Consider the following 18,799-nt stretch of genomic DNA (forward strand, 5'->3'; position numbering starts at 1 on the left):
GCCGAGTTGAGCTGAGCCGAGCTGAGCTGAATCGACGGTGCCCAGTCCCCTGAGGGGGCTGGGCACCGTTTCTTTGTCACCGGTGAGCCGTCACAGCAGCCCGCTCAGCGGCAGTACTCGCTCGGCGAGCCGCCCCCGCAGCCGTCCCCCGGTGATGTCGACCTCCTCCGCGAGCCATCCGGCGGCGACCAGCAGCCCCGCGTGCTCGGCGACCTCCTCGGGCCGTACGGCGCAGAACGACGCGACTGTGTCCAGCGCGAGGCCGGCGTCCTCACCGGAGTCTCCGAGACGCCCGTCGGGACGGCTGTGGGCGGCGGTGTACACGGCGAGGAGCCGCGTGGCAGCCCCCGCCTTCTTCTTCCGCAGCTTCCGGTCGCCCACCACCTTCTGCGCCCACCCCGACAGCCGCGCCCGGGTGACCTTGCCGAAGAAGAACGGGCGGGGCTCGGTGGGCACCAGCGTGGGAACCGTGACCTGAGTGGGTTCCTCGGGCCGGGACGTCAGCGCGTCGTCGGCCGTGACGTCCTCCGGCAGCCGCAGCCAGCCGACGTCGGCCAGCTCCTGGAGGACCCGCTCGGCATCTCCCTGCAGCCAGCCGACGAGGTCCTGCCCCGTGACGTTCCCGGTACCGGCGCGGGCGGCCCGCAGGGTGAGCATCAGCACCGCGAGCCGCGCCTCGGCCGCGGGGAGCGGGGACCCGACCCGCACGTGTTCCAGCACACCGCGGGCGTGGATGCCCTGCCCCCGGGTCAGCAACCGCTCGATCACCGGCCCCTCCCCGTCCTCGCCCGTCGGAACACAACGGCGGTTGGTGTTCATCTCGCGGGTGGTCCGCGCCGCCGTCTCCGCCCGCTCCGCCTCCTCCCGCAGGGACGCGTCCTCGGTGACGGTGGCCCACACGGAGAAGGCGCGGGCCTTGCGGTCGTGCAGTTCGGCGAGGACGGCGAGGTCCGGTTCCGGGCGCCGCTGGTATGCGCGGAAGGCGTCCCCGAGCTCGATCAGCTCCAGCCGCAGTACGTCGGGCTGAAGGTCGTCCGGCACGATCCGCTGCGCGATCTTCGCCCAGCGCCCCGCACTCCGGGCCCTGGCGGGGACACCGCCGGGCCGGGGACGCGGGGTGGTCCGGGGGTGCGGGACGGAGGCAGCTCCGGCACCGCCGGTGGCATCGGTGACACCAGGGCGTGCCGATGCCGATGCCGATGCCGATGCCGGAGCCGGAGCCGATGCCGCCGACGGTGACCCACCCCCACCGCCGGGAGCATCGGAGAACAACACTGTCCCCCCGCCGGTCACCGACCCCCGGCCTGTCTTCTCTCTGTCCGTACGCCCCCCGCCCGTGCCGTCGACGAACACTTCGCCCCGGTCACCAGTGCTCGCGTTCACGCGATGCCGCCCTTTCCCTCGCCGAACCTGCGACCTCCCGCCCGCTGCGGGCGCAGCCACCCGACGCTACGACGCACCGGGTCCCACCAGGGAACGGATGGGGATGGACCACACGTTCGGGTGACGCCGCCGTCCGGGATCCGGAGCGGGACGTCCTGCTGACCGCGTGTCGGTACAGGGCCCTCGCGGCGGAGCACAGGGTGCGACGTGACCTTGGTCGAGAACCGAGCACGACCGTCAGCGGCAGCGGAGGCAGTGGGTCTCGTCGTCCACGGGCCTGAAGAGCAGCGGCTGCACGTGGTCGCCCGCGCACTCGCGGGTGCCCGCGAGGCGGCTGGACAGGTGAGGATGATCGTCCGCGTGCGGCGGCGCCGTGGCAGCGGGCCCGGGAGGCGGCGGTGGCGGTACGTCGTGGAGCAGGTGGCGCAGGAGGCCACCGGGGCGGCGTACGGGGCTTCCGTCGTCGGGCAGGCTGCGCAGGATGTGCGTGCGGACGGCGGTGGGCGGATGCCCGGCGGCCAGCCAGCACGCGGTGAGCTTCGTCAGCTCGGTGCGCATGGCACGGGGGATGTGACGCAGGTCGGGGGAGAGGGCGGGGAAGGCGTCGACGAGGGCGCGGGCTGCGGTGAGGTGGGACTCGGCGGGCGCGTTGTCGTCGCCGTCCGGCTGTGCGGCCTGCGGTTCGGGTGCGGGGGGCTTGGGGGGTTGGTTGGAGGTGTTTCCCTCCTGGTCTTGGGGTGGACAACCGTCGGTGGGCGGAGGGGTCGGCTCACCGACGGCCGGTGAACGACGACCCGGTGCGAGCTGCGGTGGCGGTGCCGCGCGCTCGGTGGTGGTCGTCCCGGCCGGGCCCACGGGCATCTGCGCGAGCAGCTTGAGGGCTTCGGCCCCGCTCAAGGGCACGTTGGAGACGAGCTGTTGGGTGACCCAGAGCCCGCCGGGCCCCTGGAGCCGCCGTTCGTGCACGAATCCCTCGTCCTTGAGCTGCCGCTTGGCCCGGGTGAAGGCACAGCCACCGATACGGGCACGTTCAGCCGTACGGGAGAGGGATTCCCGGGTACCGGGAGGGAGCGAGAGCTGCCAGGTCAGGAGCCGAACGGCGTCGGAGGACAGCCGGGGATGCCGGATGAGGTCGTGCGAGAACTGGGTGAAGGCGCGCGGGGGCGCGATAAAGTGCCGGTAGATCACGGTGGAGGCTCTTCCACTAGTGGTTGAGGCCCTTGCCGACGGGTCCTAAGCCGTCGGTGAGGGCTGCTCTGTGTGGTGACGCTGAGATGGACGGTAGCGCACGGAATGTGTCCGTATCGCCGCGTTGAGTGAAGAAAGCTTTCGCTGATCGCCGTTCACTCACACGAGGCAACTTGCCCGCTCGGAACCCCCGTTGACGCACGCACGTCCTGGTGACGGCATGGACGCGGGAGCGTATGCGGGCGGGACGGAACCGGACTCCAGCGTCCGAGGGGGCTCATGATTGGACAGTTTGTCCCGGCGACACGCCGCCGAAGTGGCGCTTATGCCGGGACAGACTGTCCAAACACCGACTGCTACGGCATTTGCCAACGGCTCCGCTGTGGACGGCACCGTTACAGAAAGGCGAAAAATGTGCTGCACGAGCGTCACGGGTCTTCGCTGCTTGGCGTGCAGGGCAACCGCCGGGCCCCGGTTCGCTGTCTCTGGGCAGCGAGGGGATCAGCTCGTCACAGCGGGTGACAGGCGGTAGTCCCGACCCGGAGAAGGACACGGGCCACCGGTCCTTCTGTGTAAGGAGAACGGATGCACGGCACGGGAACGGCCCGAACTGGACGCCCGAGAGAAGTGGAAACGGCCTTCACGCTTTCGCTCGTGACGATCGCCGTCAATGTCGCCGCCTGGGTGCTGGGGGCGTTCGTCCTCTCCCCGACGGGGTTCGATGAGTTGCGCGGCGAGATGGGGCAGCGCGGCGCGGTGGTGCAGATACTGACGTCCGCCGGTTTCCTCCTGGTCGTCACCACGCTGCGGCTGGTCTTCGCCTTTCGGGTGCGCGCGGGCCGCAACTGGGCACGGTTCGTGGTGACCCTCATCGGCGTTCTCGGTATGTTCTTCCTCCTCGCCAGCATGAGCATGGACGGCCTCGGGTGGCAGACGGTGACCGAGGATGTCGGTGACCTGCCGCTGTTCGACATGTTCCTGAGCCTGCTGGACGCCGGCGTCATCGTGCTGTTGTTCCTGCCGGCGGCCAACGCCTACTTCTCCGCGGGGTCCCGCACCGACTGACGCCACGTTGTCGGGGTGTGGTGGAGCCAGGCCAGGGCCAGCATGCTTCCTTGCGTCACGAATCATCGGGCGTGGAGGCCACCCGTCGCGGTAGCGGGCGAATCCGAATTCGCGGGCCGCCTTGTTGTAGTTCGGGTGGTGGGCAGTCAGGTGCCGCTTGGCCTGTCCGTATCCGCTGATGTTGGCTCGGTGGCCACGGAAGTGGAGAAGGAGCCAGAGCTCGAAGCACGGGTCCACTGACGCCAACAAGCCTTTCAGGTAGGCAGGTTCCGTGTTCCTCGCGCCGCAGACCACCAGGATCGGCACGCGGATGTCCTCGCCCGCCTTGCGGCCGAGCAGGCTCGCGTCATGGCTGGTGAAGAGGAGCTGCGCGCCGTGGGGGTTGCGCTCCGGGGCCTGGAAGAGGCCCGAGGAAGGCGCCCAACCGGGGTGCAGGCTGCTGTCGAACTCGTCGGCGACGAGGGTGCCGCCGGTGCGGGTGACTCCCTCCAGGACGATGGCGTAGTCCACGATCGCGCGGGTGCCCTGGGACTCGGCAGACAGGGGCAGCTCGAAAACCAGCAGCTCGGCCGGCTCATTGAGAGCACCCAGGAAGAGACCGTTCAACGACACGGCGGTCGCCTCGTACCGCTCCGCCAGGGCCTCGGCGAGGCCCGGCAACTCCCCGCCCTTCAGCGTCAGAGCGTCAGAGCGAGGAACCCCCCGCGGCGATGCTGCCCTGAGCGGCGGCGTAGAGGGAACCGGTGCTGGTCAGCACCGAGTACGACAGCACCGGTCGGCTGCCAGTACCGTCCCGCTGCTGCGGCACGGACCGGCGCCGGTCCGGGGCGTAGAGGAGGGGGAAGTCCGCATCGTCCAGGGCCTGGACACGGGACAGGAGGTCCTCGGTACCGATCCCGATCCCGATCCCGGACCCGGACCCGGGCCGCACGGCCGCCGGAGCCTGCGAGACGCGCAGGGCACGCGCCAGGGTGAGCGTGAGCGGAGACAGCTCCAGCCTCGGGGACACGGCGACGCCGCCCCTGCCCCTACCGCGGCCCGTACTTGCGCCCCGTCCGCGAGGTGATCCCGCCCAGCAGCCCCCGGGGCACCAGCTTCGCGGCGCCCATCAGGGTCTTGTAGCGGGGGTCGGGGATGGACAGGGACTTCCCGCGGGCCAGGTCGGCGAGGCCCGCCGCGACGACCTTGTCCGCGTCGAGCCACATCCAGTTCGGGATGCTGTCCGTGCCCATGCCGGCCCGCTCGTGGAACTCCGTGCGGACGAAGCCGGGGGCCAGGGCCATCAGGCGTACGCCGCTGCCGGCCAGGTCCTTCGCCACACCCTGGGTGAACTGCACGACCCACGCCTTGGAGGCGCCGTAGGTGCCGCGCGGGACGAAGGCGGCGACCGAGGCGACGTTGACGACGCCGCCGCGGCCCCGCTCGCGCATCGCCTCCACCGCCGCCGAGGTCAGCCGGAGCACCGCCTCGCAGTGCACCTTGAGCATGGTCAGTTCGTCGGTCATGGGGACGTCGAGGAAACGGCCCTTGTTGCCGAAACCGGCGTTGTTGATCAGCAGGTCGACGGGGTTCCTGCGCGCCCCCAGCCGGGCGGTCACCGTGTCGATGCCGACGTCCGTCGACAGGTCCGCCGTCAGGACCTCCGCCTCGATGCCGTGCCGGTCGTGCAGTTCGGTCGCCTGTTCGCGCAGCCGCTTCGTGTCGCGGGCCACCAGCACCAGGTCGTGTCCGTCGGCCGCCAGCCGACGCGCGAACGCGGCGCCGAGGCCCGCCGTCGATCCCGTAATCAATGCCGTTGTCATGGCGCAAGATTAGGGCGCGGCGTCATGGGGCCGGACCGAGCAGGTCCGCTTCGCTCAGGCGCCGTACCGCGCCACGTACGTCCGCGCCGACGCCAGCGCTTCCGGGTGCAGCGCCCCGCCCGCCGCGAGCAGCCGGGGGAGCAGGTCCCGCTGGGTCGTCACCGCCCGGAACTGCAGGGCGACCGTGACCTCGTGGGCGGGCCGGTGCACGATCCGCACCGGGTCGCCCGCCCGGATCTCGCCGGGCTCGACCACCCGGAAATACGCGCCGGGCGCGCCCTTCTCCATGAAGCGCTTCATCCAGCGCTCCTCACCCATGTGACCCTGGAAGGTACGGCAGGGGATGCGTCCGGACGTCACTTCGAGCAGCACCTCGGGGCCGACCCGCCAGCGCTCGCCGATCAGGGCGCCCGAGACGTCCAGGCCGGTGGTGGTGAGGTTCTCGCCGAACGAGCCGTTCGGCAGCGGACGGCCCAGTTCGCGCTCCCAGTCGTCCAGGTCCTCGCGCGCCATCGCGTACACCGCCTGGTCGTCGCCGCCGTGATGCCGCGTGTCGCACACCGAGTCGCCGGCCAGGCCGCTCGCCCCGACGCCCTTCGACCCGGGCGCCGCCACCCGTACGGGGCCGTCGGCGGGCCGCTTGTCGATGCCGGTGACGCCCTCGGGCTGGTCCGTGTACGGCACGGCCTTCGCGCGGCCCAGGTTGACGGACAGGAGCTGCATGGCGGAACGGTTCATGGAGGAACGGTAGGACAGTCCTTGTCAAAGCGTCGACGCATTATTCGCCGTCCGGTCAAAGCGTCGCTTATCATCGGTGGTGTGATCGAGGCCCGTCATCTCCGCGTGCTGCGCGCCGTGGCATCCACCGGTTCCTTCTCCGCCGCGGGGCGTGAGCTGGGCTGCACCCAGCCCGCCGTCAGCCAGCAGATGAAGGCCCTGGAGTCCTCCGTCGGCACCCCGCTGCTCGTGCGAACCGGGCGCGAGATGCGGCTGACCCAGGCCGGTGAGGCGCTGGCGCGGCACGCCGCCGGGATCATCGCCGGGCTCACGGCGGCCGAGGAGGAGGTCGCCGCGATCGCCGGGCTGCGCGCCGGGCGGGTGCGGCTGGTCTCCTTCCCCAGCGGCAGCTCCACCCTCGTACCGACGGCCCTGGCCGCGCTGCGTGCCGCGCACCCCGGCACCCGGGTCTTCCTGGAGGAGGCCGAGCCGCCGAAATCCGTCGGGCTGCTGCGCGAGGGCGACTGCGACGTGGCCCTCGCCTTTCGCTACGAGGGCGCGGCCGGCGCGGAGGAGTGGGACGACCTCGTCGTACGGCCGCTGCTGACCGACCGCCTCGTGGCGCTGGTGCCCGAGCGGCACCGGCTCGCGCGCACGGAGGGCGCCGGGGCCGTGGCCATCGGGGAGCTCGCCCGGGAGGCTTGGATCGCGGGCTGCCCGCGCTGTCGCGGCCAGCTCGTCGAGGTCTGCGAGGGCGCCGGCTTCACCCCCCGTATCGACTTCGCGACCGACGACTACCCGGCGGTGGTCGGCCTGGTCGGCGCCGGCCTGGGCGTGGCCGTCCTGCCCCAGCTCGCCGTCGAGTCCGTACGGCCCCGGGGTGTACGCACGGTCGCGCTGGAGCCGGCCGTGCGGCGGGAGATCGTCGCGTTGACCCTGCCCGACCTGGCCCAGGTGCCGGCGGTGGCGGCGACGCTGGACGAGCTGGCCAGGGCGGGCGAGCGCCAGCCGGCGGCACGCTGAGCCCACCCTCCCCGGGTCGAAGTCTCTTCGAAGAAACGTTCCTTCAGTGAGGTGCGGCCGCCTCCCCGCCGGCCGACGCCGATGCCGTCGCCGCCACCAGGCGGTTGCGTGCCCGTCCCATCAGCTCCTCGCGCTCGTCCTCGGTCAGCCCGCCCCAGACGCCGTACGGCTCACGCACCGCCAGTGCGTGCGCCGCGCACTCGGCGCGGACCGGGCACCTCATGCAGACCTCCTTGGCCGAGTTCTCGCGAGCACTCCGCGCCGCACCGCGTTCGCCCTCCGGATGGAAGAAGAGCGAGCTGTCCACCCCGCGGCACGCAGCCAGGAGCTGCCAGTCCCACAGGTCCGCGTTCGGTCCGGGAAGGCGGGAGAAATCTGCCATTGCGTGACCCCTTGTAGCCGTTCTGGGTGGATACGGTGTCCACGACCGTACAACTACGATCTAAGGAGATGAAAATATGACTCATTGCGAATCTAGCCGCAGACACCAGCGAAGTGGAAGAAAAGCGGCTAAATGGGGCACCGGTTGTGATGAAACGGGGCGGGTCCGGGGCGCGTGACTGCTGCGTGGCCGCCCCCTCACGTAGAGTGCCGAAGACGACACACAGCCCCGTAACTCTTTCGAGTGACCATCGTTGAGAGTGCGGAGGCGGTTGAAGGAACAAGTGCTCGGGCGGGCGTCCGGGACGGTCGACCGCACAGGTGACGATTTCGTACCAGCCTGGAGGCTCAACGTGACGCGCAAGAGCTGCGGAGGACGGCCATGACTTCCGTCCTCGTCTGCGACGACTCCCCGCTTGCCCGAGAGGCGCTCCGCCGCGCGGTCGCGACCGTGCCCGGTGTCGAGCGCGTGACGACGGCGGCCAACGGCGAGGAAGTCCTCCGCCGCTGGGGTGCCGACCGCTCGGACCTGATTCTGATGGACGTGCGCATGCCCGGTCTGGGCGGCGTCGAGACCGTCCGGCGGCTGCTGTCCGCCGACCCCGGCGCGCGCATCATCATGCTCACCGTCGCCGAGGACCTGGACGGCGTGGCCCTCGCGGTCGCCGCCGGTGCCCGCGGCTATCTGCACAAGGACGCCTCGCGCGCCGAGCTGCGCGCCACCGTTACGCAGGCCCTCGCCGACCCGACCTGGCGGCTCGCCCCGCGCCGGCTGCGCTCGGCCGAGATGGGTGCCGCGCCCACGCTCACCGCCCGCGAGATCCAGGTCCTGGAGGGCATGAGTCACGGCCGCTCCAACGCGGAGATCGGCCGCGAGCTGTTCCTCTCCGAGGACACCGTCAAGACCCATGCCCGTCGGCTCTTCAAGAAGCTCGGCGCCTCGGACCGGGCGCACGCGGTGGCGCTCGGCTTCCGGTGGGGCCTGGTCCGCTAGGGGCACCCCGTGCGGTGGAGGTCTCAGCAGAGGCCGAAAGGGCCCGTCGGGGACGTCACGATCCCCGCTTATCGCGAGGTGAGCGGGGGTGACAAGGCGACCCGCCGGGTGCCCGCTGCTCGTTTCGCCGCGGATGACGCATCCTTGAGGTGTGGAGTTCCTCGGGGACGAGTCGGTCGAGCGGAAGGGGAGGGCGCAGGGGATGAGTTCCGGCGCACCTGCTCATAACGCTTCGGTGCACAACAACGGGCACGGAGCCACGGATCGGACAGCCGCAAGGCACCATGGACCGATGCGTGACGACGAGGCTGCCCCTGACCAAGGGACGGTCGGTGGGCTCGTTCACCGCGCCGTCGACGGGGACGAGCAGGCCACGCACGACCTGCTCGCCCATGTCCACCCCTTGGCGCTGCGCTACTGCCGCACGCGGCTGTCCCGGCTGCCCGGCGACGCCCGGCACTTCGTCGAGGACCTCGCCCAGGAGGTCTGCGTCGCGGTGCTGCTCGCGCTGCCCCGCTACAAGGACACCGGACGCCCCTTCGAGGCGTTCGTCTTCGCCATCGCCGCCCACAAGGTCGCCGACCTCCAGCGCGCGGCGATGCGGCACCCCGGCTCGACGGCCGTCCCGTCCGACGAGATGCCCGAGCGGCCGGACGACTCACTGGGCCCCGAGGAGCGGGCGCTGCTCAACAGCGACGCCGCCTGGGCCAAGAAACTGCTGGCCAACCTGCCCGAGAACCAGCGCGAGCTGCTCCTGCTGCGCATCGCGGTCGGGCTCACGGCCGAGGAGACCGGACAGATGTTGGGAATGTCACCAGGTGCCGTGCGGGTCGCACAGCACCGGGCGCTGAGCCGGCTGCGGGCACTGGCGGAGCAGTAGCCGCAGTCCTGAACGGGAGGTGACCGCTGTCCTGAACGGGCGGTGACCGTCGTCCGTACGAAGCTACGAAGAGCGCGGGCTGCCCCGATCGTGGAATGAGCCACCCCCACTTCCCGTTAGCATGGACATCCGCACCGATCAAGGCCATTTGGGGAAGGTGTCATGACTGCCAACGTCGACGGAGTGCCCGAGAAATTCGCGACGCTCGGGCTGACCTACGACGACGTGCTGCTGCTGCCGGGTGCATCAGAGGTGCTCCCCAACGTGGTCGACACCTCGTCCCGCATCTCGCGCAACGTCCGGGTGAACATCCCGCTGCTCTCGGCGGCGATGGACAAGGTGACCGAGGCCCGCATGGCGATCGCCATGGCCCGTCAGGGCGGTGTCGGTGTCCTGCACCGCAACCTCTCCGTCGAGGACCAGGTCAATCAGGTGGACCTCGTCAAGAGGTCCGAGTCCGGCATGGTCACCGACCCGATCACGGTGCACCCCGAGGCCACGCTGACCGAGGCGGACGCCCTGTGCGCCAAGTTCCGCATCAGCGGCGTCCCGGTCACCGACCCGGCCGGCCGGCTGCTCGGCATCGTCACCAACCGCGACATGGCCTTCGAGTCCGACCGCACGCGCCAGGTGCGCGAGGTCATGACGCCGATGCCGCTGGTCACCGGCAAGGTCGGCATCTCCGGCGTGGACGCCATGGGGCTGCTGCGCCGCCACAAGATCGAGAAGCTTCCGCTGGTCGACGACGAGGGTGTCCTCAAGGGCCTCATCACGGTCAAGGACTTCGTCAAGGCCGAGCAGTACCCCCACGCCGCCAAGGACTCCGAGGGCCGGCTGCTGGTCGGCGCCGCCGTCGGCGCCAGCCCCGAGGCACTGGAGCGCGCCCAGGCCCTGGCCGCCGCGGGCGTGGACTTCCTGGTCGTCGACACCTCGCACGGCCACAACAGCAACGCCCTGAGCTGGATGGCGAAGATCAAGTCCAGCGTCGGCGTGGATGTGATCGGCGGCAACGTCGCCACCCGTGACGGCGCCCAGGCCCTGATCGACGCCGGCGTCGACGGCATCAAGGTCGGTGTCGGCCCCGGCTCCATCTGTACGACCCGCGTCGTCGCCGGCATCGGCGTCCCGCAGGTCACCGCCATCTACGAGGCCTCCCTGGCCGCCCGCGCCGCCGGTGTCCCCCTGATCGGCGACGGCGGCCTCCAGTACTCCGGCGACATCGGCAAGGCCCTGGCCGCCGGTGCCGACACGGTGATGCTGGGCAGCCTGCTCGCGGGCTGCGAGGAGTCGCCGGGCGAGCTGCAGTTCATCAACGGCAAGCAGTTCAAGTCGTACCGCGGCATGGGCTCGCTGGGCGCCATGCAGTCCCGCGGCCAGGGCCGGTCGTTCTCGAAGGACCGCTACTTCCAGGCCGAGGTCGCCTCCGACGACAAGCTCGTGCCCGAGGGCATCGAGGGCCAGGTGCCCTACCGCGGCCCGCTGGCCAACGTGCTGCACCAGCTCGTCGGCGGCCTGCGCCAGACCATGGGGTACGTGGGGGCCGCCACGATCGGGGAGATGGAGTCGAAGGGCCGCTTCGTGCGGATCACCTCCGCGGGTCTCAAGGAGAGCCACCCGCACGACATCCAGATGACGGTCGAGGCGCCGAACTACAGCCGCAGCAAGTAGGCACAAGAAGTAGGCAGAAAAAAGTAGGCAGAACGCCTTCCAGGGCGGTCCCGGGAGCATCCGGGGCCGCCCTCGGTGTGCCCGTCGGGGATACTGGGAGGCGCTGCAACGCATCAGGGAAAGGCCACAGACGTGACTGAGATCGAGATCGGGCGCGGCAAGCGCGGCCGCCGGGCGTACGCCTTCGACGACATCGCCGTCGTCCCCAGCCGCCGTACCCGGGACCCGAAGGAGGTCTCGATCGCCTGGCAGATCGACGCCTACCGTTTCGAGCTGCCGTTCCTGGCCGCTCCCATGGACTCGGTCGTCTCCCCGGCCACCGCCATCCGCATCGGCGAGCTGGGCGGCCTCGGCGTCCTCAATCTGGAAGGGCTCTGGACGCGGCACGAGGACCCGCAGCCGCTGCTCGACGAGATCGCCGGTCTTGACACGGACAACGCGACCCGCCGCCTCCAGGAGATCTACGCCGCTCCCATCAAGGAGGAGCTGATCGGGCAGCGCATCAAGGAGGTCCGCGACTCCGGCGTCGTCACCGCCGCTGCGCTCTCCCCGCAGCGCACCGCCCAGTTCTCCAAGGCCGTCGTGGACGCGGGCGTCGACATCTTCGTCATCCGCGGTACGACGGTCTCGGCGGAGCACGTCTCCGGCTCGCACGAGCCGCTGAACCTGAAGCAGTTCATCTACGAGCTGGACGTCCCGGTGATCGTCGGCGGCTGCGCCACCTACACCGCCGCCCTGCACCTGATGCGCACCGGCGCGGCGGGCGTCCTCGTCGGCTTCGGCGGCGGCGCCGCCCACACCACGCGCAACGTGCTCGGCATCCAGGTGCCCATGGCGACGGCGGTCGCGGACGTGGCGGCGGCCCGCCGCGACTACATGGACGAGTCCGGCGGCCGGTACGTGCACGTCATCGCCGACGGCGGCGTCGGCTGGTCCGGCGACCTCCCCAAGGCCATCGCCTGCGGCGCCGACTCCGTGATGATGGGCTCCCCGCTGGCCCGCGCGACCGACGCGCCGGGCAAGGGCCACCACTGGGGCATGGAGGCCGTCAACGAGGAGCTGCCGCGCGGCCAGAAGGTCGACCTCGGCACGGTCGGCACCATCGAGGAGATCCTCACCGGCCCGTCCCGCAACCCCGACGGCTCGATGAACTTCTTCGGCGCGCTGCGCCGGGCGATGTCGACGACCGGGTACAGCGAGCTGAAGGAGTTCCAGCGCGTCGAGGTGACGGTGGCGGACTCGCAGCACCGGCGGTAGCCGCCTGACGGCTTCGAGGAGGCCGGTCGCCCCGACGGGGGTGACCGGCCTCTTTCGCGTGCTCAGGGGCTCGTGAGGGGGCGCGTGACGTGGCGCGGGGGCGTGCGGTGGCGTTCGGGGCGAATACGCGGGGGAGGGCCGTGCCGGATCGGTAATGTCCCTGCTCGGCGACCCGCTCTCTGGGGCGCCCCCTTCCAAGGAACCGTTCCGGACCCCGCTCCTCGGGGCCCGGCCCGAATTCCAGACGGACCGCCTACCGGGATATGGGCGGCATCGTGGAAGGGGGCGCGCCATGGGCCGTCACCGCAAGCCCACCCGCTGGGACCGGATCCGTCTGCGGACGGTGAAGTTCCGGAGGAGGTGCATCTTGTGGATCTACGGGAAGTGAGCGGCCGCCCCCATGTGAACTAGGGGCGGACACTCCGATCACTTCTCTGGAGCCTGCCTCAGTATCCGGCTGCGGTGGGCTCCACCCTTCCGGACGGTGAGCGGCCGTCCCTACGAGAGTTAAGGGCGGACACCCGTTGCCCGGCCGCACATCCCTGCGGTGGGCTCCATCCGCTCCCACCGTACCGGCGCAGCCGCCCTCCCACCACCAACCCCGTGGCACGGTCACCCCCGTGCGCCCCCGCCTCACAACCGGTGCGCCGCCCCCGTGGGCGTGGCCCCCCGCGTGTCCAGGAGGAGCTGGGCCTTGACCGACAGGCCCTGGAGGTCGTACGTGCGGTGCTGCTGGAGGAGGATCGTGAGGTCGGCGTCGGCGGCGGCCTCGTAGAGGGAGTCGGCGCGGGGGACGGGGCGGTCGGCGACGTTCCAGGACGGGATGTGCGGGTCGTGGTAGCTGACGGCGGCGCCCATGGACATCAGGCGGGTCGCGATCTCCTCGGCCGGGGTGGCCTGCTGGTCGGCGAGGTCGGCCTTGTAGGTGACGCCGAGGAGCAGGATCCGGGCGCCGCGCGCGGACTTGCCGTGCTCGTTGAGGAGGGCGGCGGCGCGCTGGACGACGTAGCGGGGCATCTGGGAGTTGACCTGCTGGGCCAGCTCCACCATGCGCAGGCTGTGCGGGGCCCGGCCGGTCAGGTCCTGGGGGACGGAGTGGCCGCCGACGCCGGGTCCCGGGCGGAAGGCCTGGAAGCCGAACGGCTTGGTCTCCGCGCAGCGCAGGACGTCCCACAGGTCGACGCCGAGGTCGTCGCAGAGGACGGCCATCTCGTTGACGAGGGCGATGTTGACGTGCCGGAAGTTGGTCTCCAGGAGCTGCACCGTCTCCGCCTCCCGCGGCCCCCGCGCGCGGACCACCTTGTCGGTGAGGCGGCTGTAGAAGGCGGCGGCGGACTCGGTGCAGGCGGGGGTGAGGCCGCCGATGACCTTCGGGGTGTTGGCCGGGGTGTGGTCGCGGTTGCCGGGGTCGACGCGGCTGGGGGAGTACGCGAGGTGGAAGTCGCGGCCGGCGCGGAGCCCGGAGCCTTGCTCCAGGATCTGGCGCAGGAACTCCTCCGTCGTCCCCGGCCGGACGGGCGACTCCAGGATGACGGTGGTGTGCGGGCGCATGTGGGCGGCCAGGGTGCGGGCCGCGGCCTCCACCTGGGCGAGGTCCAGGCCGCCGTCCGCGCCCGGCGGGGTGGGGGCGCAGATGACGGCGGTGCGGACACGGCCCAGCTCGGCCGGTCCTGCGGGGGTCCGGAAACCCGTCGCGAGCATCCGGCGCACCTCGGCGGGGGTGAGCGGGTCGGCCTCGGGGCCGGTGCGGTAGCCGAGGGTGGGGATGCCCGCGGCGACGGCGGCCTGGGCCAGGGGCAGGCCGTACGGGCCGAGTCCGATGACGGCGAGATCTGCGGGCATGGCGTGGGCCGTCCTTCCCAGTAGCCGAAGCGGGACAGGTGCGCAAGCCCGGTGGACAGGATGGGCGAGCACAACGTCAGACTAGGAGTAAATATGACCGATTTGCGGTATTGATCTGCCGAGTCTCGGCGAGTGTCGAGCGCCGACGGTGAGCTGTGCGGGACGGCGGGGCAGCGGGGCAGCGGTGGAAGTCGCGGGAATGCCGCGGCGAGGTCGCGGGAAAGCCGCGGGGAAGTTGTCCACAGGCTGTGGCCGTGCGGCGGCCGATGTCGGGCAGGTCGGTAAGAATCTGGGCATGGTGGGTACCAGGAACCGGGCTTCGCCCCCACGGGTGCGGCCGACGCTACCGACAGCGGGAGGCAGCAGTGAGGACAGCGACCCTGGGGCCGGCGCAGCGCGCCGAGTCGCTCGCGGCCATGGCCGAGCGCGAGCTTGACGTACTGGTGGTGGGCGCCGGTGTGGTCGGCGCGGGCACGGCGCTCGACGCCGTGACGCGCGGCCTGTCCGTCGGCCTGGTCGAGGCGCGGGACTGGGCGTCGGGCACCTCCAGCCGGTCCAGCAAGCTGATCCACGGCGGCCTGCGCTATCTGGAGATGCTCGACTTCGTGCTCGTACGGGAGGCGCTCAAGGAGCGCGGGCTGCTCCTCGAACGGCTCGCACCGCACCTGGTGAAGCCGGTTCCGTTCCTGTACCCGTTGCAGCACAAGGGCTGGGAGCGGCTGTACGCGGGCTCCGGCGTCGCGCTCTACGACGCCATGTCCATGGCCCGCGGCCACGGCCGGGGGCTGCCGCTGCACCGGCACCTGAGCCGCTCTCACGCCCTGCGCGTCGCACCCGCCTTGAAGAAGGACGCGCTGGTCGGCGCGTTGCAGTACTACGACGCCCAGATGGACGATGCCCGGTTCGTGACCACGCTGGTGCGCACGGCGTCGGCGTACGGCGCCCAGGTCGCCAACCGTGCGCGAGTCACCTCCTTCATTCGCGAGGGCGAACGCGTGGTCGGTGCGCGGGTGCAGGACGTCGAGGCGGGCGGGGAGTACGAGGTCCGCGCCAAACAGGTGGTGAACGCGACCGGGGTGTGGACCGACGACACCCAGTCGATGGTGGGCGAACGCGGCCAGTTCCACGTGCGGGCCTCCAAGGGCATCCACCTGGTCGTGCCCAAGGACCGCATCCACTCCAGCACCGGCCTGATCCTGCGCACCGAGAAGTCCGTGCTGTTCGTCATCCCCTGGGGCCGGCACTGGATCATCGGCACCACCGACACCGAATGGGACCTGGACAAGGCCCACCCGGCCGCGTCCAGCGCGGACATCGACTACCTCCTCGAGCACGTCAACTCGGTGCTGTCGGTGCCGCTCACGCGCGACGACGTCGAGGGCGTGTACGCCGGTCTGCGTCCGCTGCTGGCCGGCGAGTCGGACGCCACCAGCAAACTGTCGCGCGAGCACACCGTCGCGCACCCGGTGCCCGGCCTGGTCGTCGTGGCGGGCGGCAAGTACACGACGTACCGGGTGATGGCCAAGGACGCCGTGGACGAGGCGGTGCACGGACTGGACCTGCGGGTCGCCGAGTGCGTCACCGAGGAGACTCCGCTGCTCGGCGCCGAGGGCTACCACGCGCTGTGGAACGCGCGGGCGCGGATCGCCGCGCGCACCGGACTGCACGTGGTGCGCGTGGAGCACCTGCTGAACCGGTACGGCGCGCTCACCGAGGAACTGCTGGAACTCGTCACCGCCGACCCCTCGCTGGGCGAACCGCTCGGCGCCGCCGACGACTATCTGCGCGCCGAGGTCGTCTACGCGGCCTCGCACGAGGGCGCCCGGCACCTGGACGACGTACTGACCCGCCGCACCCGCATCTCCATCGAGACCTTCGACCGGGGAACGCGCAGCGCCCGCGAGGCCGCCGAGCTGATGGCACCGGTGCTGGGCTGGGACAAGGGCCAGGTCGAACGGGAGGTCCAGCATTATGAGAAGAGGGTCGAGGCCGAGCGGGAGTCGCAGCGCCAGCCGGACGACCTGACGGCCGACGCGGCCCGGCTGGGGGCGCCGGACATCGTGACGCGGTAGGGGATCCCGCGGCGGGTGCGACAGGAGGCGGGCCCGCCGCGCCCCGTCGCCCGTCGCCCGCCCCCGAGTCCGTCGGGCCCCATGGGCACCCTGGGCGTCGAGCACTTGTCGGGTGAGGGACAATGAAGGCTCTGTCAGGGCGGGTTGCATGAGGGGACGCATGTCGGAGGCGGAGCGGGCGGGGACATCCCGTACGGACAAGAGCGCACGTCTCCTCGCCGGGCGGTACCGGCTGGGAGACGTGCTCGGCCGCGGCGGCATGGGGACGGTGTGGCGGGCGGAGGACGAGACCCTCGGACGCACGGTCGCCGTCAAGGAGCTGCGGTTTCCCGGGAACATCGACGAGGAGGAGAAGCGGCGCCTGATCACGCGCACGCTGCGCGAGGCGAAGGCGATCGCGCGGATCCGCAACAACAGCGCCGTCACGGTCTACGACGTCGTCGAGGAGGACGACCGGCCGTGGATCGTGATGGAACTCGTCGAGGGCAAGTCGCTCGCCGAGGCCATCCGTGAGGACGGTCTGCTGGAGCCCAGGCGCGCCGCCGAGGTCGGCCTCGCCGTCCTGGACGTACTGCGCTCCGCACACCGCGAGGGCATCCTGCACCGCGACGTGAAGCCGTCGAACGTACTGATCGCCGAGGACGGCCGGGTCGTGCTCACCGACTTCGGCATCGCCCAGGTCGAGGGCGACCCCTCCATCACCTCCACCGGCATGCTCGTCGGCGCCCCCTCCTACATCTCCCCCGAGCGCGCCCGCGGCCACAAGCCCGGACCGGCCGCCGACCTGTGGTCGCTGGGCGGACTGCTGTACGCCGCCGTCGAGGGCACCCCGCCCTACGACCGGGGCTCGGCGATCGCCACGCTCACCGCGGTGATGACGGAGAACCTGGAGGAGCCGAAGAACGCCGGCCCGCTGCGCGACGTCATCTACGGGCTGCTCACCAAGGAACCCGCCCAGCGGCTCGACGACGCGGGCGCCCGCGCGATGCTCAACAAGGTCCTCCACGCCCCGGAGAAGGCGGCCGAGGCCGAACCGCTCGACGCCACCAGAGTCGTGCCGCTGCCCGCGCAGCCGGGCGGGCGCAGGCGCCGCGGCGGTTCCGGTTCCCCCGGCACCGGCACCGGCACCGGCACCGGCACCGGCACCGGCACCGGCACCGGCACTGGCACCGGCGGCAAGCGGGCCGAGGAGGCCGGGGAGCGGTTGCGCGGGGCGCTGCGTTCCGTGCGCAAGGCCGCCGTCGGGGCCGGTGCGGCCGGTGCGGCTGCCGCCTCGCGGGCCCGGGCGGGCGACGGCGGCGGGACGGCGTCGGGGACCGCGGGTGCGACGTCGGCCTCCGGGACCGCGGGGGCGACATCGGCCACCGGAACCGGGGGTGCGACCGCCGCCCCCGGGACTGTCCCCGGTACGGCCGCTCCGGGGACCGCCGGTACGCCGGCCGTCGCGCCGTCGCCCAGGGCGGGATCAGGCGCGGGTGCCGCGGGTGCGGGTACGCGTGCCGGAGCAGGTGTCGGCGCGGGCGTCGGCGCGGGGCCCGGTGCGCCGGACGCCCCGGCGGGAGCGCGGAGTTCCGGCTGGCCCGTCGTACCGCCGCCGGACCTGCCGGCCCGGCCCGTGCGCCGGGCGCCGCTCACCGACGTGGTGCCGCGCCGGACGCTGATCATCATCGCGGTGATCGTGGCGCTCGCCGTGCTCGGCACCGTACTGGCCCTCACGCTCGGCGGTGGCGACGACGAGAAGGGCGCCGAGGGCGGCAGCGGTGGCAAGGCCGTCGCCTCCACCGGACCCAGCGGCGAGACCAAGCACGACGAGGGCAGCGGAACCGGCACCGACGGCTCCGCCTCCGACCCGGCGGCCGACGGGGGCGCGACCGGCGCCCCGGACGGCACAGCGAGCGCGTCCGGCGACGGGAGCGGGTCGGGCGACGCCGGAAAGTCCGACGCCGCCGCCGACGTAGCCGCCACCCACCAGGGCGGCCAGGGCTACAGCATCGGGCTGCCCAAGGGCTGGAAGTACGACTCCAAGGGCGCCTCGGGCGACCGGTTCACCGGACCCGGCGGGCAGAAGCTGCTGGTCGCCTGGACCTCCACGCCCAAGGACGACCCGGTCGCCGACTGGAAGAACCAGGAGCAGTACATGGTTCGCTCGAACTACAAGAAGATCCGCATAGAGAAGGTGGGCTACCGGGGCTGGAACGCGGCCGACTGGGAGTTCACCTACACCGACGGCGGCACCAAGTACCGCACCGTGGACCGTGGATTCGTCGTCAACGACCACCAGGGCTACGCCCTCATGTACACCGCGAAGGCCGGTGACTGGGACAGCGACCTGCGCCGGGACACCTGGCGCACCCTGTCGAAGACCTTCGAACCCAAGTCCTGAGCGGGCGAGGCCCGGGTTTGAGCGGTCCGATATCTGGCATCAGCTCTTTGCGGGTTGCCTCCGGCACGTATCGTGAGTGCTTGCGGACCGTACGCAGCCGGAACGGCCCGCCGGGCGAACGGAATTGACCGACGGGCTGCCGGG

At 71.7% G+C, this 18,799-nt stretch carries 15 protein-coding genes and 1 pseudogene; 8 read left to right on the plus strand and 8 right to left on the minus strand.

Translation table 11 applies throughout. The annotated features are described in order from the left end of the window. Positions 1-90: 90 nt before the first annotated feature. Positions 91-1,041, minus strand: coding sequence for a hypothetical protein (locus tag KUM40_RS18290; RefSeq protein WP_254395285.1), 951 nt, complete (start codon positions 1,039-1,041; stop codon positions 91-93). A 579-nt stretch (positions 1,042-1,620) separates the two neighbouring features. Further along, positions 1,621-2,571: a hypothetical protein gene (locus KUM40_RS18295; RefSeq protein ID WP_217167054.1), complete on the minus strand. Its 951-nt coding sequence runs from the start codon at positions 2,569-2,571 to the stop codon at positions 1,621-1,623. A gap of 585 nt (positions 2,572-3,156) precedes the next feature. Here KUM40_RS18295 and KUM40_RS41405 point away from each other — a divergent pair. Beyond that, complete coding sequence (locus KUM40_RS41405; RefSeq protein WP_254395302.1) at positions 3,157-3,636, plus strand: hypothetical protein; 480 nt, start codon at positions 3,157-3,159, stop codon at positions 3,634-3,636. A gap of 345 nt (positions 3,637-3,981) precedes the next feature. On the opposite strand, the pseudogene KUM40_RS41410 reads toward KUM40_RS41405, so the two are convergent. The 4 genes and pseudogenes from KUM40_RS41410 to KUM40_RS18315 form a co-directional block, all read right to left on the minus strand. Next, positions 3,982-4,248, minus strand: a pseudogene (locus tag KUM40_RS41410) (ATP/GTP-binding protein); the annotation flags it as partial. Between the two features lie 73 nt (positions 4,249-4,321). Then, a complete protein-coding gene (locus KUM40_RS18305) occupies positions 4,322-4,645 on the minus strand; it encodes a hypothetical protein (protein ID WP_217167055.1) in 324 nt (107 codons plus the stop codon). A gap of 19 nt (positions 4,646-4,664) precedes the next feature. Further along, positions 4,665-5,438 (minus strand): SDR family oxidoreductase, encoded by a 774-nt coding sequence (locus KUM40_RS18310; protein WP_217167056.1) that lies wholly within the window; start codon positions 5,436-5,438, stop codon positions 4,665-4,667. A 54-nt stretch (positions 5,439-5,492) separates the two neighbouring features. Continuing rightward, the gene (locus KUM40_RS18315) at positions 5,493-6,161 is read right to left on the minus strand and encodes an MOSC domain-containing protein (protein ID WP_217167078.1); all 669 of its coding nucleotides are present in this window, start codon (positions 6,159-6,161) and stop codon (positions 5,493-5,495) included. A gap of 96 nt (positions 6,162-6,257) precedes the next feature. On the opposite strand from KUM40_RS18315, the gene KUM40_RS18320 reads away from it, so the two are divergent. Then, positions 6,258-7,178, plus strand: a complete 921-nt coding sequence (locus KUM40_RS18320) for a LysR family transcriptional regulator (protein ID WP_217167057.1) — start codon at positions 6,258-6,260, stop codon at positions 7,176-7,178. Between the two features lie 43 nt (positions 7,179-7,221). Here KUM40_RS18320 and KUM40_RS18325 read toward each other — a convergent pair whose 3' ends face one another. Beyond that, positions 7,222-7,560 carry a WhiB family transcriptional regulator gene (locus KUM40_RS18325; protein ID WP_029394253.1) on the minus strand — a complete coding sequence of 113 codons (339 nt, stop codon included), beginning with the start codon at positions 7,558-7,560 and terminating at the stop codon, positions 7,222-7,224. A 381-nt stretch (positions 7,561-7,941) separates the two neighbouring features. Between KUM40_RS18325 and KUM40_RS18330 the strand changes: the two genes are divergently transcribed. The 4 genes from KUM40_RS18330 (at position 7,942) to KUM40_RS18345 (ending at position 12,358) form a co-directional block, all read left to right on the plus strand. Beyond that, a complete protein-coding gene (locus KUM40_RS18330) occupies positions 7,942-8,553 on the plus strand; it encodes a response regulator transcription factor (protein ID WP_003948568.1) in 612 nt (203 codons plus the stop codon). 292 nt (positions 8,554-8,845) lie between these two features. Beyond that, positions 8,846-9,433, plus strand: coding sequence for a sigma-70 family RNA polymerase sigma factor (locus KUM40_RS18335; protein WP_019329587.1), 588 nt, complete (start codon positions 8,846-8,848; stop codon positions 9,431-9,433). A 162-nt stretch (positions 9,434-9,595) separates the two neighbouring features. After that, the gene (gene guaB, locus KUM40_RS18340; RefSeq protein WP_217167058.1) at positions 9,596-11,101 is read left to right on the plus strand and encodes an IMP dehydrogenase; all 1,506 of its coding nucleotides are present in this window, start codon (positions 9,596-9,598) and stop codon (positions 11,099-11,101) included. Positions 11,102-11,233: 132 nt separating this feature from the next. Continuing rightward, entirely contained in the window at positions 11,234-12,358 is a 1,125-nt protein-coding gene (locus KUM40_RS18345; protein WP_217167059.1) for a GuaB3 family IMP dehydrogenase-related protein, read from the plus strand. A gap of 633 nt (positions 12,359-12,991) precedes the next feature. Here KUM40_RS18345 and KUM40_RS18350 read toward each other — a convergent pair. Then, the gene (locus tag KUM40_RS18350) at positions 12,992-14,200 is read right to left on the minus strand and encodes a nucleotide sugar dehydrogenase (RefSeq protein WP_217167060.1); all 1,209 of its coding nucleotides are present in this window, start codon (positions 14,198-14,200) and stop codon (positions 12,992-12,994) included. A gap of 365 nt (positions 14,201-14,565) precedes the next feature. Here KUM40_RS18350 and KUM40_RS18355 point away from each other — a divergent pair, with 365 nt between their 5' ends. Both KUM40_RS18355 and KUM40_RS18360 read left to right on the plus strand, forming a co-directional pair. Continuing rightward, positions 14,566-16,272, plus strand: coding sequence for a glycerol-3-phosphate dehydrogenase/oxidase (locus tag KUM40_RS18355; protein WP_217167061.1), 1,707 nt, complete (start codon positions 14,566-14,568; stop codon positions 16,270-16,272). A 160-nt stretch (positions 16,273-16,432) separates the two neighbouring features. Then, complete coding sequence (locus KUM40_RS18360; protein ID WP_217167062.1) at positions 16,433-18,655, plus strand: serine/threonine-protein kinase; 2,223 nt, start codon at positions 16,433-16,435, stop codon at positions 18,653-18,655. Positions 18,656-18,799 lie beyond the last annotated feature (144 nt).

The organism is Streptomyces sp. AC512_CC834 (assembly GCF_019049325.1).
Lineage (GTDB): Bacteria > Actinomycetota > Actinomycetes > Streptomycetales > Streptomycetaceae > Streptomyces.